Here is a 23,085-nt window from a genome sequence, read left to right as displayed (position 1 = left end):
CCGTCACTGCTGGAACTGCGACAGGAAGCGCAGATCGCCTTCGAAGAACAGGCGCAGATCGTTCACGCCATAACGCAGCATCGCCAGGCGATCGATGCCCGAACCGAATGCGAATCCGATGTGGCGCTCTGGATCGAGCCCCATGTTTCGCACGACCTGCGGATGCACCTGCCCGGAACCCGAAACCTCCAGCCAGCGACCGGCGAGCGGCCCTTGCTCGAACATGATGTCGATCTCGGCGCTGGGCTCCGTGAAAGGAAAGTAGCTCGGCCGAAACCGCAGCTTGAGCGCATCGGTTTCGAAGAAGGCCCGGATGAAGTCCAGGTACATCACCTTCAGATCCTTGAAGCTGACGTTCTCGCCGATCCAGAGGCCTTCGACCTGGTGGAACATCGGCGAATGGGTCGCATCGCTGTCCACACGGTAGGTGCGACCGGGAGCGATCACGCGGATGTCGGGCATGTGCGCCTGTCCGGCGTATTTGCGCGCATGCGCTTGCGCGTAACGCACCTGCATCGGCGAGGTGTGCGGGCGCAGATTGAGCAGTTGGCCGTCCTCGTCCTTCATGTCGACGTAGAAGGTGTCCTGCATCGACCGCGCGGGGTGATTCGGCGGGTTGTTGAGCGAGGTGAAGCTGAACCAGTCGGTCTCGATCTCCGGACCGTCGGCCACGTCGAAACCCATGCTCGCGAAGATCGCTTCGATCCGCTCTTGCGCGCGAGCAACCGGGTGCAGGCCTCCCCCAGCGCGGCGCCGACCGGGCAGCGTGACGTCGAGCGCCTCGGATCGCAGTTGCGCGTCGAGCTCGGCATCGGCCAATTGCTGGCGCCGCTCGTTCAGGGCCGCCTCGATCGCCTGCTTGGCCTGGTTGATGGCTGCGCCGCGCGACTTCTTCTCGTCGACCGACAGCTGGGCCATGCCCTTCATCAATTCCGTGATGCGTCCGGATTTGCCGAGAAACTGGGCCTTGGCGTTTTCGAGATCGGCCGGTGCGCTAGCTTGCGCGAATGCAGCGCGGGCACTGTCGACCAGGGAGTCCAACTCGTTCATGTGTTCTGGAGAGCGGGGAGAAACAAAAAAAGGCTGGTGCTTCAAACGAAGCGCCAGCCTTTGTACCGTGGCCCCGGCGCGCCACCCGGAGGGACAGCGCGCCAGATGCGGGATCAAGCAGCCAGCTTGGCCTTGACCTGCTCCACGATGCCGGCGAAAGCGGCCTTGTCGTGCACGGCGATATCGGCCAGGACCTTGCGGTCGATCTCGATACCAGCCTTGCGGATGCCGTTGGCGAACTGGCTGTAGGTCAGGCCCAGTTCACGCGAAGCGGCGTTGATACGCGCAATCCAAAGTTGGCGGAACACACGCTTCTTGGTACGGCGGTCACGGTAGGCGTATTGGCCTGCCTTCATCACCGCCTGCTTGGCGATGCGGAAGACATTGCCGCGACGACCGCGGAAACCCTTGGCGAGTGCGAGAACCTTCTTGTGGCGGGCGCGAGCCGTTACACCACGTTTGACGCGAGGCATTTAAGTACTCCTTGTTCGTCTGAATTAAATGCCCATGCCGGGCAGCATGGCGGCCATCGAAACCATGTTGGTCTCGTGAACCGTCACTGCGCCGCGCAGGTGGCGCTTGTTCTTGGTGGTCTTCTTGGTCAGGATGTGACGCTTGAAGGCTTGACCGCGCTTGACGGTGCCACCGGGACGAACGCGGAAACGTTTTTTCGCGCTGCTCTTGGTCTTCATTTTGGGCATTTGAATGCTCCTTTAATTTGTGCTCGTGAGGCGCCGTGGAGGCTTTCCATGGACTTGCTGGCCCCGAGACACTTCTTCATCCCGCCTTGGCCCGTTCTCCGAAGAGGTCGGACCAGGCGAAATCCCTGGTTCTCATATTCACTCTCGCGCCACCCCGAAGCGTGGCACCGCACTTTCAGCCTCAGGCCGTCGTGCTTGCGGTCGGCGCAGGCGTCTCGCCGGCCGGCTTGGCAGTACTACCGCCCTTCTTGCGCCCCGGCGCGATCATCATGATCATCTGCCGGCCTTCCAGCTTCGGGAACTGCTCAACGAGGATGGTGTCGCCAAGATCGTCGCGGATGCGTTGCAACAGCGCCAATCCCAACTCCTGGTGCGTGATCTCGCGTCCGCGAAAACGCAGCGTGATCTTGCACTTGTCGCCTTCTTCAAGAAAGCGTCGGATGTTACGCATCTTGATGTTGTAGTCGCCGTCATCGGTACCGGGTCGGAATTTGATTTCCTTGACCTCGATGACCTTCTGCTTCGACTTCGCCTCGGCCGCCTTCTTCTGCTCGTGGTACTTGAACTTCCCGTACTCGATCAGACGGCACACAGGCGGCGTGGCCGCTGCAACGACTTCCACCAGATCCACGTCGTGCTCACCTGCCAGGCGCAGCGCCTCGGCCAGCGGCATGACGCCCAACTGCTCATTGTCGGGTCCGATCAGGCGAACTTCCGGGGCCATGATCTCCCGGTTCAGGCGGTGCTGCCGTTCCTCACGGTGGCGGCGGTCGCGAAATGCAGTAGCGATGGTCAGAATCCTCAAGTCAAGCGACCGCGGCTAACGGCCAAAAGCCGCCCCAATGCGCGCATCAGCCAAGACACGACTCCGGGCCACGCTTGAGGCGACTTGGAATCAACGCTTGTGTTGAATGTCTTCCTCGACCTTCTTGCAGAAGTCTTCGAGGGACATTGCACCGAGGTCGATATTGCCCCGGGCGCGCACTGCGACGGCGCCGGCTTCCCGCTCCTTGTCACCCACGACAAGGATATAGGGCAGCTTTTGCAACGAATGCTTGCGTATTTTATACGTAATCTTCTCGTTGTGCAGGTCGAGGTGAACTCTAAGCCCTTGATTCTGCAACGATTTTGTTACTTGCGTTGCGTATTCGGCATGGGAGTCGGTGATGTTGAGCACCGCGACCTGTACTGGCGCCAGCCATGCGGGCAATGCGCCGGCGTGGTGTTCGATCAGCATTCCGATGAATCTCTCCAGGCTGCCGACGATGGCGCGATGAAGCATGACCGGATGGGCGCGGCCACTCGATTCGGTGACGTATTCGGCGCCCAGGCGCTCGGCCATGAAGAAATCCACCTGCATCGTCCCGCATTGCCACTGACGCCCGATGGCGTCGCGCAACGTGTATTCGATCTTCGGGCCATAGAAGGCACCATCGCCCGGGGCAATCACAAATTCCACGCCTGAACGGCGCAGGGCCTCCATCAGCGCTGCTTCTGCCTTGTCCCACAAGGCGTCCGAGCCGATGCGGTGCTCCGGCCGAGTTGCCACCTTGTAGAGGATGTCCGTGAAACCGAAGTCCTGGTAGACCTTCAGCAATTGCGCCGTGTAGGCCACGCATTCATTCAGGATCTGGTCTTCAGTGCAGAAGATGTGCCCGTCATCCTGCGTGAATCCGCGCACCCGCATGATGCCGTGCAAGCCGCCCGAAGGCTCATTGCGGTGACACTGTCCGAATTCGCCGTAGCGGATCGGCAGGTCCCGATAACTGCGCAAGTCACTCTTGAAGATTGTTACGTGGCCGGGGCAATTCATCGGCTTGAGCGCGTAGTCGCGCTTCTCGCTCTCCGTGACGAACATGTTCTCGCGGTAGTTCTGCCAATGGCCCGTCTTTTCCCACAGGCTCTTGTCCAGGATCTGAGGCCCTTTGACCTCCTGGTAGCCCGTGTCCCGATAAACCTTTCGCATGTACTGCTCGACCGCCTGCCAGATCGCCCAACCCTTCGGGTGCCAGAAGACCAGGCCCGGTGCCACCTCGTCGATGTGGAAGAGATCCAGCTCCTTGCCAAGCCGACGATGGTCGCGCTTCTCTGCTTCTTCAATCCGCTGGATGTATTGGTCAAGCTGCTTCTTGTCGGCCCATGCCGTGCCATAGATGCGCTGCAATTGCTCGTTCTTGGCGTCGCCACGCCAATAGGCACCAGCCAGTTTCGTCAGCTTGAAGACCTTGAGGAAGCGCGTGTTGGGCACATGTGGGCCGCGGCACATGTCGACGTACTCCTGGTGGTAGTACAGACCCATGGCTTGCTCGTCAGGCATGTCTTCGACCAGGCGCAGCTTGTAGTCTTCGCCGCGGGCCTTGAACACTTCGATGACTTCCGCGCGCGGCGTCATCTTCTTGATCACGTCGTAGTCCTGGGCGATCAATTCACGCATGCGCGCCTCGATGGCGGCCATGTCTTCGGGCGTGAAGGGCCGCTCGAAGGAGATGTCGTAATAAAACCCCTCTTCGATGACTGGGCCGATCACCATCTTCGCGCTGGGATAGAGCTGCTTGACCGCGTGGCCCACCAAGTGCGCCGTCGAGTGGCGGATGATCTCCAGCCCCTCGTCGTCCTTGGGCGTGATGATCTGCACACGGGCATCGTGATCGATGACATCGCTGGCATCCACCAGCTTGCCGTCGACTTTGCCGGCCACCGTCATCTTTGCCAGGCCAGGGCCGATGGATTGAGCGATATCGGCCACCGAGACCGGTCCGGGATACTCGCGCTGCGAGTTGTCGGGAAGCGTGATGTGGATCATGAAAAACCTTTGCGAGAAAAACAAAAAAGCGCGGTGAATGCCGCGCTTTGTTCGGTGCATGAGACGCTGGCAGACGCCAGCCGCGCGGCCTAGCGGCCCGCCCCCTTCGATGGGAGAAGGCCTGACATTTGCCAGGTAGTTCGCGGTGTCATAACCGGATTTGCCTTTCTCGCTCTTGCAGATGAATGATGCCCGCCGTGCGCGGTAGCCCGTAATTCTATCCAAGCGGGCCGAAATTCGGGCAGATCGCCAAAACCGATCCAACACGCGCAAAGAAAAAAGCCCGGCGCAAGGCCGGGCTGTGAGCTTGTGACAGCAGCTGTCGGTTCGTCGACCGATCAGTGGAACTGCTCTTCTTCCGTCGAACCGGTCAGCGCCTTCACCGACGAGGAGCCGCCCTGGACAACGGTGGTCACGTCGTCGAAGTAGCCCGCGCCGACTTCCTGCTGGTGCGAGACGAAGGTGTAACCCATTTCGCGAGCGGCGAACTCTGGCTCCTGAACCATTTCCACGTAGTGCTTCATGCCTTCGCCTCGTGCATAGGCATGCGAGAACTTGAAGGTGTTGTACCAGTTGCTGTGGATGCCAGCCAGCGTGATGAACTGGTACTTGTAGCCCATGGCCGACAGTTCGTCCTGGAAGGAAGCGATGGTCTTGTCGTCGAGGTGCTTCTTCCAGTTGAACGAGGGCGAGCAGTTGTAGCTGAGCAGCTTGCCGGGGAACTTGGCATGCATGGCCTGAGCGAACTCGCGTGCAAAGCCCAGGTCGGGAGTGCCCGTCTCGCACCAGACCAGATCGGCCACCTCGGCGTAGGCCAGGCCGCGGCTGATGGCCTGCTCCAGGCCATTCTTGACGCGGAAGAAGCCCTCTTGCGTCCGCTCGCCGGTCAGGAACGGCTTGTCATTGGCGTCGTGGTCGGAGGTGATCAGGTTGGCTGCTTCGGCATCGGTACGTGCCAGAACAATGGTGGGCACGCCCATCACGTCGGCAGCGAAGCGCGCAGCCTGCAGCTTCTCGACGGCTTCCTGCGTCGGCACGAGCACCTTGCCACCCATGTGCCCGCACTTCTTGACGGCGGCCAGTTGGTCTTCGAAGTGCACGCCGGCGGCGCCAGCGGCAATCATGTTCTTCATGAGTTCGAAGGCATTGAGCACGCCGCCGAAGCCGGCTTCCGCGTCCGCCACGATCGGCAGGAAGAAGTCGATGTAGTCCTTGTCGCCGGGGTTGAGGCCACGGCCCCATTGGATCTCGTCGGCGCGCTTGAAGGTATTGTTGATGCGGCGAACCATGGCCGGCACCGAGTCGTAGGCGTACAGCGACTGGTCGGGATACATGGTTTCGGACGTGTTGCCGTCGGCTGCGACCTGCCACCCGGACAGATAGACAGCCTCCAGGCCGGCCTTGGCCTGTTGCAATGCCTGGCCGCCGGAAATGGCGCCGAAGGAATTGACGTAGCCCTTCTTGGCGCCGCCATTGATCAAGTCCCAGAGACGCTCGGCGCCGCGGCGGGCCAGCGTGTTCTCGATGGGGAACGAACCGCGAAGACGAACCACGTCGGCGGCGCTGTAGTTGCGCTTGACGCCCTTCCAGCGCGGGTTGGTCGCCCAATCTTTTTCAAGTGCGGCGATCTGCTGTTCGCGGCTGAGTTGTTCGGTGAGGGTCTGGGGCATGTTTTCACTCCGGAAGTTGAAGGAATCGGGTTCTTGAGGCGCCTTGGCCATGCCCAAACTTTAACGCGCATCTCAACTCTTATGTCTTATATAAGACTATTTTTCTGCCTTTATGAATCAACTACTTACGTGCATTTTTCTCAATGCGGAATACCTTTTCTTGTATTGAGAAATTTTGACGCAATGCAGCACGTCGATATTTCGCAATACGAGAACCACTTTGCCTTCATGAAAACAGGTCTTGCGAGGCTCAACCTGCCATCCAATCTCCGGAGGCGATGATCGCGCGGCCTTGAGCCCGCGAAGGATGGATTTCGTACACCGTGCACTGCAACTCTTGCCCGCCGACGTCGACCGAAACCGTCCGTCGCCGATATTCGCCGTCATCGTCCGGTCGCACATCTTCGAGTCTGTCCAGTTGCTCCTCCACTTCCTGGTCGATCTGCCAGACTTCGCCATAGACGCGCCCCGGGCCGCCAAGCAGTACACCCGGATAGCCGCCCAGGTGATACAGCGTGCCGGCAATCCATCCCGAGCCAACCAGTCGTGCAGACGGGCGGTAGCGCCTGATGTCGTTGCTGCCGCCCGCGCGCAAGGTTCCATAGACGAATACAAGCGTGGCCGCAACGGGGCGAGGGGAATCGTCATGCATCATTCAGCGAGTTTCCGCCATCTCCCCTGCGCTTGACCTCCCACGCTCACCCTCCCCGCCTCGTTGCTTATGGTTGCCTCGCACTCAGCATGTCGCTGGTCGGGTGCTACGTGGCGCTGTCCAAACCGCTTGTCGCTGCCATGCCGGTGCTTCTGCTGGCGTGGCTGCGCTTCGGCATTGCCGCGCTGGCCATGCCGCACTGGCTTCGGCGCCCGCCCGACGAAGCGCCGATGTCTGGCCGCACACGCGGCCTTGTCTTCCTGGAGTCTTTTCTAGGGAACTTCCTTTTCTCGATCTGCATGCTCTTCGGCGTGAGCATGACCAGCGCCGTCTCGGCTGGCGTGATCATGGCGGCGATTCCGGCGATGGTCGCGCTGATCAGCTGGATCTTCCTGCGCGAGCGCATCACGCCCCAAGTCATGCTCGCCATCGCCTTTTCGGCGCTGGGGATCGGGCTGCTGGCACTTGCTCCGGCGCACGGTCACGCGCCGGCTGCCTCCGACACCGCGACAAGCGCCCGCCCTTGGCTTGGCAACCTCCTGGTCTTCTGCGCCGTCGTCTGCGAGGCGTCCTACGCGGTGATCGGCAAGTCGCTCACCGGCAAGTTGGGGCCAAGGCGTATCTCGGCATTGATCAACCTTTGGGGCTTCGTTCTGTCGACGCCGTTCGGTATCTGGTTCGCACTTCGTTTCGATTTTTCTTCGATATCAGTCAGCCTGTGGGGCCTGCTCCTGGTCTACGCCCTTGCCGCCAGCATCTGGACTGTCTGGCTCTGGATGACTGGCTTGCGCAGCGTTCCGGCATCCAAAGCTGGGGTTTTCACGGTGATGCTTCCGGTCAGCGCGGCACTGGTTGGCGTGCTTGCGCTGGGCGAGAAACTGACTGCATTGCAACTGCTGGCTTTCGGTGCGGCCCTGCTCGGGGTGGTGCTGGCTACGTGGCCCCGTCGCGTGCCAGCGCACTCCCAGGTGGGCTCGGATGCGCATCCCCTCGTGCCTCCCTCTGAAAAAAACAACAACTGCCATTGAAAAACAGCGCTTCTCGCTTGGAAACGTGTTTCTTCTCCCGTAGCATGCGCAATGCCAGTGAAGAGTTGGTTTTTCACTGGTGAGTACTCAGTCGAAAAAAGGAAAGCAACCATGGCAACTGCAAAGAAGGCTCCGGCCAAGAAAGCGCCGGCAAAGAAGGCCGCACCGGCGAAGAAGGCGGCTCCCGCAAAGAAGGCCGCTCCGGCGAAGAAGGCGGCTCCCGCGAAGAAGGCAGCTCCGGCCAAAAAGGTCGCTGCCAAGAAGGCTCCCGCAAAGAAGCGCACGCCCAACGCCGCGTTCATGAAGGCGCTGGCTCCAAGCCCCGCACTGGCTGCCGTCGTCGGCTCCACGCCGCTGCCGCGCACCGCCATCGTGAGCAAGCTGTGGGACTACATCAAGAAGAACAACCTCCAGGACAAGGCCAACAAGCGCATGATCAACGCCGACGCCAAGCTGAAGGAAATCTTCGGCAAGGGTCAGGTGTCGATGTTCGAACTGGCCGCACTGATCGGCAAGCACGTCAAGTAAGGCGCGCGCGCGGCAGGTGGTGCACCGCCTGCCCGGTCGAACAAAAGCCGGCTGATGCCGGCTTTTTCATTGCTGGTGCAGAAGCCGGCCGCAGCCCGCCGGCTCAGCGTCCTGCCTTGCGAGCCCCTTGCCGGATGGCATCGAGCGAGCCCCGAGTCGTGATCACCTGGGGATCGAGCGGTATTTCGATCAGCGTGCCGGTGTCGGCCGCCAACGCGCGCAAGAGGGCCGCTTCGAAATCCTCGGTTCGCTCCACCCGTTCTGCCGCATAGCCATAGGCCCGCGCCAACGCGCAGAAGTCAGGGTTGGCGAGCCTGGTGCCACTGACCCGCTCCGGATATTCGCGCTCCTGGTGCATCCGGATCGTGCCGAACATGCCGTTGTTGAGCAGCACGACGATGCTCTTCGCCCCATGCTGGGCGGCGGTCGCCAGTTCCTGGCCGTTCATGAGGAAGTCGCCGTCTCCCGCGATGGTGAAAGCGACCCGCCCCGTCAGCAGATTGGCCGCGATCCCGGCCGGCACCCCGTAGCCCATGGCACCGCCAGTCGGTGCCAGTTGCGTCTTGTTCCCCTTCGCCAAACCGTGGTGGCGGAAGTAGCGGTGCACCCAGCTGGCAAAGTTGCCGGCGCCATTGGTCAGCACGGCATCGGCAGGCAGATGCTCCTGCAGCAAGCCCACCACCTTGGCCATGTCGACCGCGCCGCGCGGCGCCTCGGGCGGCATCCCGGCCAGAGGCTGCGGCTGCAGATTGGCAAGGTAATCGGCATTGGCCGCGCGCGTCCACGCCTCCCACGGAACTTCAGGCGGAGCGCTGATCACCTCCAGACTGCGAGCGGCGGCACTCATACCGGCATTGATGGCCAGGTCGGCCCGGTACACGCGATTCAGTTCCTCGGCGCTGGCATGGATGTGCACCAGCTTCTGGGCGGGTCTGGGCGCCTGCAGCAGCGTGTAGCCGCTCGTGGTCATCTCGCCAAGGCGAGGCCCGATCGCAATGATGAGGTCGGCGTCCATGATGCGCTGCGCCAATTTCGGGTTGAGCGCGATCCCGACATCCCCGGCGTACTGCGGATGGTGGTTGTCGAAAGTGTCCTGAAAGCGGAACGCGTTTCCCACCGGCAGGCGCCAGTTCTCCGCAAATCGCTGCAGGGCTTGCGCAGCCTGCGGCGTCCAGCCACTGCCGCCGGCGATCACAAAGGGCCGGCTCGACGCCATCAGCATCTCGCGCAAGCTGCGCAAGGCACCTGGGTCGCTCCAGGGTTGCACGGCTTCAACGCGTGGCAAAGGCTTTGCCACGACGTGGCGTGCGAGCATGTCCTCCGGCAGCACCAGCACGACGGGTCCAGGCCGGCCGTTCATGGCAGTCGCGAAGGCACGCGCCACATATTCTGGGATGCGCTCGGCGTCATCGATGCGCTCCACCCGCTTGGCGAAGCCTTTGGTGCTGGGGCCGAAGAAGCTGTTGTATTCCACTTCCTGGAAAGCCTCGCGGTCGCGAAAGTCACCGCCGACATCGCCGACGAACAAGATCATCGGCGTCGAATCCTGGAAGGCGGTGTGAACACCGATGGAAGCGTTGGTCGCCCCCGGACCGCGGGTGACGAAGCAGACGCCCGGGCGGCCGGTCAGCTTGCCCTGCGCCTCCGCCATGAACGCGGCACCACCCTCCTGGCGATTGATGACGAAGCGAATGCGCCCCTCTTCGGCGTGAAAGCCGTCGAGCACGGCCAGGAAGCTCTCGCCGGGCACGCCGAAAACTGTGTCGACGCCTTGCTCGATCAGGCACTGGACAATCAGGCGTCCTGCCGCCGTGGTGGGTTCGTGCTGCTGCATGCGCTGAGCTCTCTCTTCAGTGGGCATTTGATGATCAAGGAATTATGGGCTGGCGAGCACCGATCATCGGTCAGGCGCGGCGCGCCCCGGCACCGAATACGGGTTGCCATGGATGGCCTCTAATTCACCAAACAGTTAAAAACCACCCATGACTGACACCGCACCGGAGCCCCGGTCCCGCAACGCCGACCGGTCGCAGCAGGCCATTCTCGAAGCTGCTCGGGACGAGTTCGCACAGCATGGCCTGGCGGGCGCGCGGGTCGACCGAATTGCCGAGCGGGCGGACGTCAACAAGCGGCTCATCTACTACTACTTCGGCAGCAAGGACGACCTGTTCCTGGCCGTGCTGGAGGGCGTGTATGCGGACATCCGAACTGCCGAGCAGAAGCTGCACCTGCTGGCGCTGTCGCCGCCCGACGCGGTGCGTCGCCTGACCGAGTTCACCTGGGACTATTACATCGATCACCCGGAGTTCATCACCCTCCTGAACAGCGCCAACCTCCACCAGGCGCGCCACTTGAGGAAATCGAGCCGGGTGCGGGAGATGAACTCGCCGGTGATCCAGACGCTGGGCGACATCCTCGAGCGCGGGCGCAAGGACGGAGTGTTCCGCGGCGGCGTCGATGCGGTGCAGCTCTACATCTCGATCGCCTCGCTGGCGTACTTCTACCTGTCGAACAACCACACGCTGTCGGCCATCTTCGGGCGCGACCTGATGACCGGCAAGGCACGCGCCGAACGGCGCTCGCACATCTGCGACGTGATCCTCGGGTATGTACTGAAGGATTGACCGTGACGATGCGTTGACGTTCACGATGCATCTCTACACAATTCACTCGCTGGTGAATTGCAAGAGAACAGGAGACAAACCGTGAGCATCGCTACTTCCCTTCCCGTGCTGGCGCGCCGCGCCTTCGTGCTGGCTGCACTGACCTCGGCCGTTTCCGGCGCCTGGGCGCAGTGGAAGCCCGAACGTCCGATCACCCTGATCGTGCCCTGGGCCGCTGGCGGTTCGACCGACCAGGTGACGCGCGTGACGGCCGCAGAACTCGAGAAGGCGCTGGGCCAGACCATCGTGATCCAGAACCAGCCTGGCGCCTCCGGCTCGGTGGGCTCCAAGAACGCGCTGGAAGCCGCGAAAGACGGCTACACCTGGACCGCAGGCGCCGCCAAGGACCTGGGCACCTACAAGGTGCTGGGCATGCTCGACACATCCATCAAGGACTGGAACCTGTACCTCAACGTGGCGCACGTTGCGGTGGTCGGCGTCAACGCCGACACGCCGTACAAGTCCATGAAGGAACTGCTCGACGCCATGAAGGCCAAGCCCGGTACGGTGTCGGTGGCGACGGCCGGCGTCAATTCGAGCGGCCACTCCGCCATCGAAGCCATCGCTCGCGCAGCCGGCGTTACCTACAAGCACGTGACGTATGACGGCGGCGCGCCGGCAGCCGTCGCCGCAGCTTCGGGCGAAACGCAGGTCACCACGCAATTGGCGGCCGAGCAGACCGACATGATCCGCGCCAAGAAGATCCGCCCGCTCGCGGTGGTGGGCGACAAGCCGTTGACCATCGAAGGTTTCGGCACGGTGCCGCCGCTTTCGGACTTCATTCCCGGCTTCAAGGACCCGGTCAACTACTTCGGCATCTTCGTGCCCAAGGGTGTGCCCGCGCAGGTCACCCAGACGCTGGACAACATCTGGAAGAACGAGATGGTCAAGAACGCGGCGCTCAAGAAGTACGCCGAGTCCCGCGGCGCGCTGTTTGCGCCGGCGTATGGCGAAGAAGCCCAGAAGGCGGTCTTCCCGGCCATCCAGTCCTACGCCTGGGTCCAGCAGGGCGCGGGCAAGGCCAAGGTATCGCCCGACACGGTCGGCATTCCGAAGCCCTGATTCGGCTCGTCCCAGCGCGCGTCGGCCTCCGCGGCCGACGCGCCGCTTCTTCTGATCTCGCCTCCTCATCCTCATGACTGACAACGCCGCCCCTTCAGACCGCATTGCCGGGCTTGGCTGGATCGTCTTCGGCGCGCTCCTGCTCGCCGAATCGCTGCGCATGGACCGCTTCGAAGGCCAGCAGGCAGCGCTGTTCACGCTCCCCGGCTTCATGCCCGGCCTGCTCGGGGCGGTGCTGATGGTGCTTGGCCTTCTGCATGTTCTGCGGGGTCGCCCTTCCGGCCGGTCGGCCGCCGAGCGCACGGGCCAGCCGGCCGAGCGCCTGCTCAACGGCCGCGCGCTGGTCACGCTGGTGCTGAGCGTCGGCTATGCGGCCGGCATGGTCGGACACATGCCCTACGCCTTGTGCACCGCGATCTACGTCGCCGCCTTCGTCGCCATCTTCGCGGCGCCGGGCACCTCGATCCAGCGGCGCCTGCTGGTCGGCGCCATTGCCGGTGTGGCCACCGCGGCGGCCGTCACCGTCGTCTTCGAACACCTCTTCCTGGTCCGCCTGCCCTGACCGGGCGGACGGCACGAATCGCATGCTTCAGGGACTCTCGCTCTTCGGCCACTCGCTGGCCACCTTCGCAACACCGACGGTGATCGGCTATGCGCTCCTGGCGACGCTGGTCGGCGTGGTGATGGGCGCGCTGCCCGGGTTGACGGCCACGATGGCGCTGGCCCTGGTGACCACGCTGACGCTCAAGCTCGAACACAGCCAGGCGCTGCTGATCCTCATCTGCACCTACGTCGGGGCCATCTACGGTGGCTCGCGCTCGGCGATCCTGCTGAACATTCCCGGCACGCCGGCCTCCGCCGCCTCCTGCCTCGATGGCTACGCACTCGCCCGCCAGGGCCTGGCCGGCCGGGCGATGGGCGTGGCCACGTCCGGATCGGTGATGGGCACGCTGGTGGGCATGTTCTTCCTGGCTGCCTTCACGCCGGTGCTGGGCAGCTTTGCGCTTGACTTCGGCGCCTATGAATTCTTCTGGCTGGCGCTGTTCGGCGTGCTGATCGCCGGCACGCTCACGGGCGACGACCCGCTCAAGGGCTGGACCGCAGGCATCGCCGGCCTGTTCGTGGCAACGATCGGCCAAGAGCCGCAGTACGGCTACGAGCGCTTTGCCTGGGGCGTTCGCGACCTGGCCGGTGGCATCCAGCTGGTGCCGGCGCTGGTGGGTGCATTCGGCTTTGCCGAGCTGCTGACCGCCATGCGCCATCGCCAGTTGCCGGTGAAGATCAGCGCCTTCGACTCCGTGCTGCCGCGCATCGGCGACGTCTTCAAATACTGGCGCACCATCCTGCGTTCGGGGCTCATCGGCACCGGCGTGGGTGTGGTGCCGGGCGTGGGCGAAGACATCGCCGCCTGGTCCTCCTATGCCGCAGCCAAGCGCGCCAGCAAGGAAAAAGAGCAGTTCGGCAAAGGTTCGATCGAAGGCCTGATGGCGGCTGAAACGGGCGACAACGCCTGCGTGCCCGGGGCCATGATTCCGGTGCTGACGCTGGCCATTCCCGGTTCGGCGCCGGCGGCGGTGCTGATGGCCGCCATGATCATCCACGGCGTGCGCCCGGGCCCGATGATCATGGTCGAGAACCCGCAGTTCGTATACGACGTGGTCGCGATGATGCTGTTCGCCACCATCGGCATCCTGATCTACGGCCTGGTGCTGACGAAGGCCCTGGTGCAGGTGCTGCGCGTGCCGCAGCACATCATCGTGCCGATCATCTTCGTGCTGTGTGCGGTGGGCAGCTTCGCCATCGCCGGCCGCCTGTTCGACATCTACGTGATGCTGGCCTTCGGCATCATCGGCTTCTTCCTGCGCGGCTGGGGCTATCCAATGGCGCCGCTGGTGCTGGGCATCGTGCTGGGCGACCTGCTCGAGAAGAACCTGCGCCGCGCGCTGGTGCTGTCCGACGGCAGCCTGGCGCCCTTCTTCACCCGCCCGATCTCGGCCTGCGTGGCCGCGCTGATCTTCGCCGTGATCGCCTACAAGATCTGGTCGCAGATGCGTGGCCCGCGCAAGGTGGCAACGGCATGAAGCTGCGCCTTTCGCTGTGCAACGAAGTGCTGGCGCCAGAGCCTTTCGCGCGCCAGTGCGAATTGGCCTGCGCTATGGGCTACGACGCGCTCGAGGTCGCGCCTTTCACGCTCGCGAACGATCCGCAGACCCTGGATGCGACGCACGCAAGACGCCTGACTGAAACCGCAAAGGCGCACGGCCTGGCGATCTCAAGCCTGCACTGGCTGCTGGTGAAGCCCGAGGGCCTGTCGCTCGTCACAGCGGATGGTGACGTGCGCGAGCGCACGCTCGACCTGTTGCGTCGCCTGATCGATTTCGCTCACGAGTGCGGCGCCACGGCGTTGGTCCATGGCTCGCCGAAGCAACGATCGCCGCAAGGGTCGCAGACGCCGGCCGATGCGCTGGCCAGACTCGAAGACGCGCTGGCCGAACTGGCTCCGCACGCCGATGCGGCCGGCGTCACCTACTGCCTTGAGCCGCTGTCTCCTGTCGAGACGTCCGTCGTCAACACGGTGGCCCAGGCGGCCGCCGTGGTGGACCGCATCGGCTCTCCAGCGTTGCGCACCATGTTCGACTTGAGCGCGGCGTCGCAGGCCGAGACCGAGCCGGTGCACGAGGTCCTGGCGCGCTTCCTGGCCAGCGGCCATGTGGCGCATGTGCAGCTCAACGATCGCAATCGCCGCGGCCCGGGGCAAGGCCAGACCGATCTGCGGCCAGTGCTGAAGGTCCTGCGCGATCACGACTACGCCGGCTGGACCGCCATCGAACCCTTTGAATACGCGCCCGATGGCCCTGGCTGCGCGGCATTCAGCGCCGGCTATGTCCGCGGCATGTGGACGGCCTTGTCATGAGCAATCCAAACGCATGCGCGGTGCGCGTCGTGGCCATCGAACGCTTCGAGCGTCCGGTCACCCTGCGCCTGCCCTTCCGCTTCGGAGCGGCCACCGTCACGCACTGCCCGCAGGCTTTCGTGCGTGCACGCATCGAGATCAAGGGCAAGCCCTACTTCGGCGCCGCTGCAGAGCTGATGGTGCCCAAGTGGTTCGACAAGCGGCCGGCGTTCACGCACGAGCAGAACTTCGAGCAGTTGCGCGAAGCGCTGCGCATCGCCGCACAGGCCTACACGGATGCTGACGAAGGCACGCCCTTCCTCGTCTCGCAGACCGCTGGCGCAGCGGCCATCGAGATCGGGGTGTCGCGTGGACTGCCGCGCCTGGCGGCTCAGTTCGGCACGGCGCTGCTCGACAAGGCCGTGGCCGACGCCGCCCTTCAGGCAGCGGGTCTGTCATGGGTGGACGGCGTGAGCGCCGGCGTGCTGGGCGATCCGTACCACACGCGGCTTTCATGGCAAAAGCCAGCCAGCGTGGCCCTGCGCCACACCGTCGGCATGGCGGACATGCTGGGCGACGAAGATCCTGCAAGTTGGGCCGACCTGCCCCGTGACGGCCTGCCCGTCACCCTGTCGCAGGCGGTCGCGCACTATGGCCTGCGCTGGTTCAAGCTCAAGCTGGGCGGCCAGACCGAGTCGGACCTGGAGCGCCTGACGCGCATCGCCGCCGTGCTGGACGCGCAGGCGGGCGACTACCGCGCCACGCTCGACGGCAACGAAAGCTTCGCCGATCCCGATCGGCTGGCGGCGTTCTGGAATGCAGCGCGCTCGCACGCACCGCTGTCGAAGCTCATGCCACGCGTGCTGCTGCTGGAGCAACCGCTGCCGCGTGCGCAGGCGCTGGAACACTCGATCGGCGGTCTGGGCATCGACGTGCCGGTGATCCTGGACGAATCCGACGACGCCAACGATGTCCTGGAGCGCGGCATCGCGCTGGGCTATCGGGGCATCTCCAGCAAGGCCTGCAAGGGCATCTACCGTTCGATGCACAGCGCGCTTCGCATTGCCGCCGATCCGGCACGACTGCTGCTGTCGGGCGAAGACCTCACCTGCCAGGCCGGCCTGGCCGTGCAGCAAGACACCTTGCTGGCCGCGAGCCTGGGTGTGACGCACATCGAGCGCAACGGCCACCACTACGTCGACGGATTCGGCATCGCGCCAGACAGCGAGGCAGCCGCCTTTGCGCAGGCACTGCCCGACTTCTACGAATCGACGAGCGGCCGTCCGCGCCTGGCCGTGCGCCAAGGCCATCTTCAACTCGGTGCGCTGATGAGCCAGACCGGCTTCGGCGCGCCCGTCCAACCGGACTGGAGCCAGCTCCAGTCGCTTCTCTGATCCTTCTGGGAGAACCCACATCATGGCAACACAACGACTCGGTTTGATCATGCACGGCGTCACCGGCCGCATGGGCATGAACCAGCACCTGATCCGCTCCATCTGCGCCATCCGGGCACAGGGCGGCGTCACGCTTTCCAATGGCGACAAGGTCATGCCCGACCCGATCCTGATCGGCCGCAATGCCGAGAAGATCGAGGCGCTGGCCAAGGCCCACGGTATCGCGCGCTGGGGCACCGACCTCGATGCGGCGCTGGCCAATCCGGACGACACGGTCTTCTTCGACGCCGGCACCACCCAGATGCGCCCCACCCTGCTGGCCAAGGCCATCCGGGCCGGCAAGCACGTCTACTGCGAAAAGCCCATTGCCACCAACCTGAACGAAGCGGTGGAGATCGCCCGGCTCGCCGAAGAAGCCAAGAAGAGCAAGGGCCTGAAGCACGGCGCGGTGCAGGACAAGCTCTTCCTGCCCGGCCTGCGCAAGCTCGACATGCTGCGCCGCGCCGGCTTCTTCGGCCGCATGCTCAGCGTGCGCCTGGAGTTCGGCTACTGGGTGTTCGAAGGCGACCTCCAGCCCATTCAGCGCCCCAGCTGGAACTACCGCAAGGAAGACGGCGGCGGCATGATCCTGGACATGATGTGCCACTGGCGCTACGTGCTGGACAACCTGTTCGGCGAGGTCAAGTCGGTCTCGTGCCTGGGCACCACCCACATCCCCAAGCGCTGGGACGAAGACGGCAAACCCTACGAAGCCACGGCCGACGATGCCGCCTACGCCACCTGCGAACTGACCGGCCACAACGGCGAGCCGGTCATCGCCCAGATCAACATGAGCTGGGTGACGCGTGTGCGTCGCGACGACCTGGTGACCTTCCACGTCGACGGCACCGACGGCTCCGCCGTGGCGGGCCTGTCGAGCTGCCGCGCGCAATCGCGCGTGGCCACTCCGCGCCCGGTCTGGAACCCGGACGAGAAGCAAACCATGAACTTCTTCGACCAGTGGCAGGAGATTCCAGACAGCCAGGCCTACGACAACGGCTTCAAGATCCAGTGGGAGCACTTCATCCGCCACGTGGTTGAAGACGCACCCTACAAGTGGACGCTGCCTGAAGGCGCCAAGGGCGTGCAACTGGTCGAGGCCGCACTGGAAAGCTGGCAGGAGCGCCGCTGGATCGACGTGCCTGCACTGAAGGTCTGACTGGAAGGCATCATGGCCCTGACCCTCAAGCTCCCCACCGCCGACGGCGCCCTCGCGCCCTACACCATGAGCGGCTCGGTGCTGGCCCGACCCGCCGCCGGCCTGAATTTCAACCGCATTGCCTACTCGGCGGCGCACGTCGTGGCCGACCCGATGGCCGTGTGCGACCCGTGGCTGCAAGCCGCCGTAGATTGGGACGCCACCATCGCCTATCGCCGCCACCTGTGGTCGCTCGGCCTGGGCGTGGCCGAGGCCATGGACACCGCGCAGCGCGGCATGGGCCTGGACTGGGCCACTTCGCTCGAACTGATCCGCCGCTCGCTCGATGCCGCCAAGGACGTTCCAGGCGCATTCCTCGCATCGGGCTGTGGCACCGATCACCTGGATCTCGATGCGGTCAAGAGCGTCGACGACGTGATTCGCGGCTACGAGACGCAGATGGAGGCCATCGAGGCGCTGGGCGGCAAGCTGATCGTCATGGCCAGCCGGGCGCTCGCCCGCGTGGCCAAGGGGCCGTCCGACTACGAGCGCGTGTACGACCGCGTGCTGTCGCAGGCGAAGCAGCCCGTCGTCCTGCACTGGCTCGGCGACATGTTCGACCCCGCGCTGGCGGGCTACTGGGGCACGTCGGACCTCGACGCGGCCATGGACACGGCGCTGGGCATCATCGCCGCGCATCCGGACAAGGTCGACGGCATCAAGATCTCGCTGCTCGACAAGGACAAGGAAATCGCCATGCGCCGGCGCCTGCCGCCCGGCGTGCGGATGTACACCGGCGATGACTTCAACTATGCCGAACTGATCGCAGGCGACGGCTTCGGCAACGAACCGACGCACGGCAAGAGCGACGCGCTGCTGGGCATCTTCGATGCCATTGCGCCTGCGGCCAGCGCCGCTTTGGGCGCGCTCGCGCAAGGCGACGAAGCGAAGTTCCACGCCCTGCTGGGTCCGACCGTGCCGCTGTCGCGCCACATCTTCGCGGCCCCCACGCGCTTCTACAAGACGGGCGTCGTCTTCATGGCATGGCTCAATGGCCACCAGTCGCACTTCACCATGGTGGGCGGCCAGCAGAGCACGCGTTCGCTGCAACACCTGGCCGAGCTGTTCCGTCTGGCCGACGCCGCCAACGTCCTCGAAAAGCCGGAGCTTGCCGTGTCGCGCATGAAGACGCTCTTGGCCCTGCACGGCGTGGAAGGGTGACGGCGATGCGGGACTTCTCGGGCGGCCACGAGTGGTTGTCGATCAACACGGCCACCATCCGCAAGCAGAGCGGCGCCGAAGTGCCGCTGGATCGCATCATCGACCAGTGCGCCGAGCGCGGCATCCGCGCCATCAGCCCCTGGCGTGACCAGGTGGCGGGTGTCGGGCTCGACAAGGTGGCTGCCCAGCTCAAGGCGCTGGACATCCGTCTGTCGGGCTACTGCCGCGGCGGCTTCTACCCTGCCGCCGACGCGGCCGGCCTGAAAACCGCGCTCGACGACAACTACCGCGCCATCGACGAGGCCAAGACGCTCGACGCGCCCTGCCTCGTCCTGGTCGTCGGCAGTCTGCCCGGCGCCCTGCAGGGCAAGGCGGCGTACACCGACATCGGCCGCGCGCGCGGCGAGGTGCGCGATGGCATCGCCGCGTCGCTGGAGTACGCGCGCAAGGTCGGCATGCCTCTGGCCATCGAACCGCTGCACCCGATGCAGGCGGCGGAACGCGCCTGCATCAACACGCTCGAGCAGGCGCTCGACCTGTGCGACGAACTCGACGCGGCCCGCAGCGGCATGCTCGGCGTGGCGCTGGACATCTACCACGTGTGGTGGGACCCGAAGCTGCAGCAGCAGATCGAGCGTGCCGGCCACGAGCGGCTGCTGGCCTACCATGTCTGCGACTGGCTCACGCCCACCCGCGACCTGCTCAACGACCGCGGCATGATGGGCGACGGCGTGGTCGAACTGAAGAAGATCCGCGGCTGGGTCGAGGCGGCGGGCTACGCCGGCTTCAGCGAAGTCGAGATCTTCTCCACCCAGGACTGGTGGCAGCGAAGCGGCGACGAAACGCTGGACGTCTGCATCGAGCGGCACCGCAGCGCGGTGTAGCCGCAGGCCCGGCAGTCGCTATTGCGCCTGCAGGCGCAGCAGCTTGCCGTTGGGGCTGGCGTCGGTCAGCAGGTAAAGCCAGCCGTCGGGGCCCTGTCGCACATCGCGGATGCGCTCGCCGCGATCGGCCAGCAAGCGCTCGCGCGACGTGACAGCGTTGCCGTCGAGCGTGAGGCGCCACAGCGCCGTTCCCGCGAGCGCGCCGACGAAGAGATTGCCCTTCCATTGCGGGATGGCATCGGCGGTATAGAAGGCCAACCCGCTGGGCGCGATGGACGACTTCTGGCCGCCGCTCCAGGCAGAGCCGTCGATGGTTTCCCAGTACGTCACCGGCTGCACCATGCCTGCCTTGGCAGTGCCTTCCCCCACCTGCGTGGTGGTGCCGTACTCCTGGCCGTAGCTGATGATGGGCCAGCCGTAGTTCGCACCGGGCGCGATCCGGTTGATCTCGTCCCCGCCCTGAGGCCCGTGCTCGCTCAGCCACAGCTCGCCCGTGGACGGATGCAGGGCCGCACCTTGGGGATTGCGATGGCCGTAGCTCCAGATCGAGTCGCTGTGCGTCCCGGCCACTGGGGCAAAGGGATTGCCCGCCGACGGCTGGCCGTCCGTGTCGATGCGCATCACCTTGCCGTTGTCGCGCGCAAGGTCTTGTGCAAAGCCTCGCTGAGTGTCGAGCAGGCGCTCGCCCAGCGTGACGAACAGTCGCCCATCACGATCGAACACCAGCCGCGAGCCGAAATGGCCGGTGCTGGCCACCTTGGGCTGCTGCCGGAAGATCACGACGACGTTGCTCAGCGCCCGTGCGTCGGCGTCGAGTTCGGCACGCGCGACGGCCGTGCCGTTGAGACTGCTCGTGCCTTCGGCAAAGGAGAAGTAGATGCGCCGATTGGTCGCAAAGCCAGGATCGACCACCACATCGAGCAAGCCGCCTTGCCCTTCGGCCAGGACTGCGGGAACACCGCTGACCTGATCGCCCCCTGCCGGAGCGGCGCCGTTCGGCTGCCGCAGACGCATCCGCCCGCCGCGCTCGGTGATCAGCATGCGCCGGTCGGGCAAGAAGGCCAGCGCCCAGGGATTGCTGAGCCCCGTGGCGACCTCCGCAACCCGCCACGGGACCGGCGTCGCCGGAGTGGTGGCGGTCGGATCGGGTTGCGCGGGCGTGACCGGCTGAATGCCTGCGTTGCCGCCGGCAATCTCGGTGCCGGCCACCAGGTTGCCTTGCGAGGCCGCCGTGGGCGCCGCCACACCTGCGCCGCCCCCGCCGCCGCCGCAATGGCTGAGCACCGCAGCCAGCCCCAGCCAGAGGGGCCATCTCCAAGTCGCGCGTCCCATGCTGCACCTCGGTCGAGTCGCAAGACCCCCGAGTGTGCGCCTGCGCGCGCGGGCGCGGTGTCGGCGCAGGCTTACTTGAGGGCCTTGAAGCGCACGCGCTTGGGCTTGGCGCCTTCTTCACCCAGGCGACGCTTCTTGTCGGCTTCGTATTCCTGGTAGTTGCCGTCGAAGAAGACCCACTGCGAGTCGCCTTCGGCCGCCAGGATGTGGGTGGCGATGCGGTCGAGGAACCAACGATCGTGGCTGATCACCAGCACCGTGCCCGCGTATTCGAGCAGCGCGTCTTCCAGGGCGCGCAGGGTTTCCACGTCCAGGTCGTTCGACGGTTCGTCCAGCAGCAGGACGTTGCCGCCCTGGATCAGCGTCTTGGCCAGGTGCAGGCGGCCGCGTTCGCCACCGGAGAGGTTGCCCACCTTCTTCTGCTGGTCCTGGCCGTTGAAGTTGAACCGGCCCGCGTACGCGCGGCTGGCCATCTGGAACTTGCCGACGTTGATGATGTCGAGGCCGCCCGAGATGTCTTCCCAGACGGTCTTCTCGTTCGCCAGCGCATCGCGCGTCTGATCGACGAAGGCCATCTTCACGGTCTGGCCGACCACGACTTCGCCGCTGTCGGGCTGTTCCTTGCCGGCGATCAGCTTGAACAGCGTGGACTTGCCGGCGCCGTTCGGGCCGATGATGCCGACGATGGCGCCGGCAGGAATGTTGAAGCTCAGGTTGTCGATCAGCACGCGGTCACCGAAGGACTTGCTGACGTTCTTGAACTCGATCACCTGGCTGCCCAGGCGCTCGGCCACAGGAATGAAGATTTCCTGCGTTTCGTTGCGGCGCTGGTATTCGATGTCGCTCAGCTCCTCGAATCGGGCCAGGCGCGACTTGCTCTTGGCCTGGCGCGCCTTGGGGTTCTGGCGCGACCATTCGAGTTCCTTCTTCAGTGCCTTGGCGTGAGCTTCTTCGGACTTCTGCTCCTGAGCCAGGCGCTCGCCCTTCTGTTCGAGCCAAGTGCTGTAGTTGCCCTTCCATGGAATGCCGCGGCCGCGGTCCAGTTCCAGGATCCACTCGGCAGCGTTGTCCAGGAAGTACCGATCGTGGGTGATGGCCACCACGGTGCCCGAAAAGCGCTGCAGGAAGATTTCGAGCCACTCCACCGATTCGGCGTCCAGGTGGTTGGTGGGCTCGTCCAGGAGCAGCATGTCCGGCTTGGAGAGAAGAAGCTTGCACAACGCGACGCGGCGCTTCTCGCCACCGGACAGCAAGCCGATCTTGGCGTCCCATGGCGGCAGGCGCAGCGCATCGGCCGCGATCTCGATCTGGTGCTCGGAGTCCGTCCCTGCGGCGGCGATGATGGCTTCCAGCTCGCCCTGCTCCTTGGCCAGCGCATCGAAGTCGGCGTCTTCGGCGGCGTACAGCTCGTACACCTCTTCCAGGCGCTTCTTGGCGGCGTTGACTTCACCCATTGCGTCGTCGACTTCCTCGCGCACGGTGCGCTCGGCGTCGAGCTTCGGCTCCTGTTCGAGGTAGCCGATGGTCAGTCCGGCCATGGGCACGGCTTCGCCTTCGATCTCCTTGTCGACGCCGGCCATGATCTTCAGCAGCGATGACTTGCCGGAGCCGTTGAGACCCAGCACGCCGATCTTGGCGCCGGGGAAAAACGAGAGCGAGATGTCCTTCAAGATCTGCCGCTTGGGCGGCACGGTCTTGGAGACCTTGTTCATGGTGAAGACGTACTGGGCCATGGGTCGTCCGTATGGAAGCGTTTCAAAGGGGAGAAATGGGCGGGCCGGATGCCGGGCGGGCCGCGCCGGCCACAGCCGTTGTCGGTCACGCGAACCGGCAGAAAAGCCGCCCGGCCGAGCCCCTGACATTGCCTGCGGGGGCCTGCGGCCGAAGCGGGGAGTCTACCGCAGGGGGGCGTCGGGACGGCCTTTCGCGGCAAGATCGCGCACGACCGAGTGCCATTGAACCGTGGGCAAATCGGGCAGTCGGCCAACTCGTGCGACAATACGGGGGTCGACGGGCACAGTTACCCG

The 23,085-nt window shown here is 64.7% G+C and carries 21 protein-coding genes; 11 read left to right on the top strand and 10 right to left on the bottom strand.

Annotation, left to right across the window (positions count from 1 at the left end):
* Positions 1–3: 3 nt before the first annotated feature.
* The 7 genes from pheS to QTH91_RS05530 all read right to left on the bottom strand — a co-directional run bounded on the left by pheS (position 4) and on the right by QTH91_RS05530 (position 6,879).
* A complete protein-coding gene (gene pheS, locus QTH91_RS05560) occupies positions 4–1,050 on the bottom strand; it encodes a phenylalanine--tRNA ligase subunit alpha (protein ID WP_286659009.1) in 1,047 nt (348 codons plus the stop codon).
* Positions 1,051–1,163: 113 nt separating this feature from the next.
* The gene (gene rplT, locus QTH91_RS05555; protein ID WP_028253492.1) at positions 1,164–1,523 is read right to left on the bottom strand and encodes a 50S ribosomal protein L20; all 360 of its coding nucleotides are present in this window, start codon (positions 1,521–1,523) and stop codon (positions 1,164–1,166) included.
* A gap of 24 nt (positions 1,524–1,547) precedes the next feature.
* Positions 1,548–1,751 (bottom strand): 50S ribosomal protein L35, encoded by a 204-nt coding sequence (gene rpmI, locus QTH91_RS05550; protein WP_132733279.1) that lies wholly within the window; start codon positions 1,749–1,751, stop codon positions 1,548–1,550.
* 181 nt (positions 1,752–1,932) lie between these two features.
* Positions 1,933–2,550, bottom strand: a complete 618-nt coding sequence (gene infC, locus QTH91_RS05545; protein WP_286659628.1) for a translation initiation factor IF-3 — start codon at positions 2,548–2,550, stop codon at positions 1,933–1,935.
* A gap of 96 nt (positions 2,551–2,646) precedes the next feature.
* A complete protein-coding gene (gene thrS, locus QTH91_RS05540; RefSeq protein WP_286659008.1) occupies positions 2,647–4,554 on the bottom strand; it encodes a threonine--tRNA ligase in 1,908 nt (635 codons plus the stop codon).
* Between the two features lie 338 nt (positions 4,555–4,892).
* Positions 4,893–6,224 carry an isocitrate lyase gene (gene aceA / locus QTH91_RS05535; protein WP_286659007.1) on the bottom strand — a complete coding sequence of 444 codons (1,332 nt, stop codon included), beginning with the start codon at positions 6,222–6,224 and terminating at the stop codon, positions 4,893–4,895.
* Between the two features lie 250 nt (positions 6,225–6,474).
* Positions 6,475–6,879 carry a gamma-glutamylcyclotransferase family protein gene (locus QTH91_RS05530; RefSeq protein WP_286659006.1) on the bottom strand — a complete coding sequence of 135 codons (405 nt, stop codon included), beginning with the start codon at positions 6,877–6,879 and terminating at the stop codon, positions 6,475–6,477.
* An 86-nt stretch (positions 6,880–6,965) separates the two neighbouring features.
* Here QTH91_RS05530 and QTH91_RS05525 point away from each other — a divergent pair, with 86 nt between their 5' ends.
* Positions 6,966–7,904: a DMT family transporter gene (locus QTH91_RS05525; RefSeq protein ID WP_286659005.1), complete on the top strand. Its 939-nt coding sequence runs from the start codon at positions 6,966–6,968 to the stop codon at positions 7,902–7,904.
* 111 nt (positions 7,905–8,015) lie between these two features.
* A complete protein-coding gene (locus tag QTH91_RS05520) occupies positions 8,016–8,432 on the top strand; it encodes an SWIB/MDM2 domain-containing protein (protein ID WP_286659004.1) in 417 nt (138 codons plus the stop codon).
* 103 nt (positions 8,433–8,535) lie between these two features.
* On the opposite strand, the gene QTH91_RS05515 is transcribed toward QTH91_RS05520, so the two are convergent.
* Positions 8,536–10,266 (bottom strand): thiamine pyrophosphate-binding protein, encoded by a 1,731-nt coding sequence (locus QTH91_RS05515; protein ID WP_286659003.1) that lies wholly within the window; start codon positions 10,264–10,266, stop codon positions 8,536–8,538.
* A gap of 148 nt (positions 10,267–10,414) precedes the next feature.
* On the opposite strand from QTH91_RS05515, the gene QTH91_RS05510 reads away from it, so the two are divergent.
* From QTH91_RS05510 to QTH91_RS05470, 9 genes are all read left to right on the top strand, one after another.
* A complete protein-coding gene (locus QTH91_RS05510) occupies positions 10,415–11,056 on the top strand; it encodes a TetR/AcrR family transcriptional regulator (RefSeq protein WP_286659002.1) in 642 nt (213 codons plus the stop codon).
* Positions 11,057–11,137: 81 nt separating this feature from the next.
* Positions 11,138–12,157, top strand: coding sequence for a Bug family tripartite tricarboxylate transporter substrate binding protein (locus tag QTH91_RS05505; RefSeq protein ID WP_286659001.1), 1,020 nt, complete (start codon positions 11,138–11,140; stop codon positions 12,155–12,157).
* Positions 12,158–12,230: 73 nt separating this feature from the next.
* Positions 12,231–12,719, top strand: a complete 489-nt coding sequence (locus QTH91_RS05500; protein WP_286659000.1) for a tripartite tricarboxylate transporter TctB family protein — start codon at positions 12,231–12,233, stop codon at positions 12,717–12,719.
* A gap of 22 nt (positions 12,720–12,741) precedes the next feature.
* The gene (locus tag QTH91_RS05495; protein ID WP_286658999.1) at positions 12,742–14,238 is read left to right on the top strand and encodes a tripartite tricarboxylate transporter permease; all 1,497 of its coding nucleotides are present in this window, start codon (positions 12,742–12,744) and stop codon (positions 14,236–14,238) included.
* Entirely contained in the window at positions 14,235–15,071 is an 837-nt protein-coding gene (locus tag QTH91_RS05490) for a sugar phosphate isomerase/epimerase family protein (RefSeq protein ID WP_286658998.1), read from the top strand. The genes QTH91_RS05495 and QTH91_RS05490 overlap by 4 nt, the downstream gene beginning before the upstream one ends.
* Positions 15,068–16,444, top strand: a complete 1,377-nt coding sequence (locus QTH91_RS05485; RefSeq protein WP_286658997.1) for an enolase-like domain-containing protein — start codon at positions 15,068–15,070, stop codon at positions 16,442–16,444. The genes QTH91_RS05490 and QTH91_RS05485 overlap by 4 nt, the downstream gene beginning before the upstream one ends.
* Before the next feature lie 22 nt (positions 16,445–16,466).
* Entirely contained in the window at positions 16,467–17,642 is a 1,176-nt protein-coding gene (locus QTH91_RS05480; protein WP_286658996.1) for a Gfo/Idh/MocA family protein, read from the top strand.
* 12 nt (positions 17,643–17,654) lie between these two features.
* Positions 17,655–18,842, top strand: a complete 1,188-nt coding sequence (locus QTH91_RS05475; protein ID WP_286658995.1) for a dihydrodipicolinate synthase family protein — start codon at positions 17,655–17,657, stop codon at positions 18,840–18,842.
* A gap of 5 nt (positions 18,843–18,847) precedes the next feature.
* On the top strand, positions 18,848–19,726 hold the full coding sequence (locus tag QTH91_RS05470) for a sugar phosphate isomerase/epimerase family protein (protein WP_286658994.1): 879 nt from the start codon (positions 18,848–18,850) through the stop codon (positions 19,724–19,726).
* An 18-nt stretch (positions 19,727–19,744) separates the two neighbouring features.
* Here the strand turns inward: QTH91_RS05470 and QTH91_RS05465 are convergent, their stop codons facing one another.
* Positions 19,745–21,058 (bottom strand): PQQ-dependent sugar dehydrogenase, encoded by a 1,314-nt coding sequence (locus QTH91_RS05465; RefSeq protein ID WP_286658993.1) that lies wholly within the window; start codon positions 21,056–21,058, stop codon positions 19,745–19,747.
* 71 nt (positions 21,059–21,129) lie between these two features.
* A complete protein-coding gene (ettA, locus tag QTH91_RS05460) occupies positions 21,130–22,791 on the bottom strand; it encodes an energy-dependent translational throttle protein EttA (protein WP_286658992.1) in 1,662 nt (553 codons plus the stop codon).
* Positions 22,792–23,085 lie beyond the last annotated feature (294 nt).

The organism is Variovorax dokdonensis (assembly GCF_030316895.1).
In the GTDB taxonomy this organism is placed as follows: Bacteria; Pseudomonadota; Gammaproteobacteria; order Burkholderiales; family Burkholderiaceae_C; genus Variovorax; species Variovorax dokdonensis.
The sequence above is the reverse complement of the archived record's forward strand: the minus strand, read 5'-3'. Positions and strand labels throughout refer to the sequence as shown.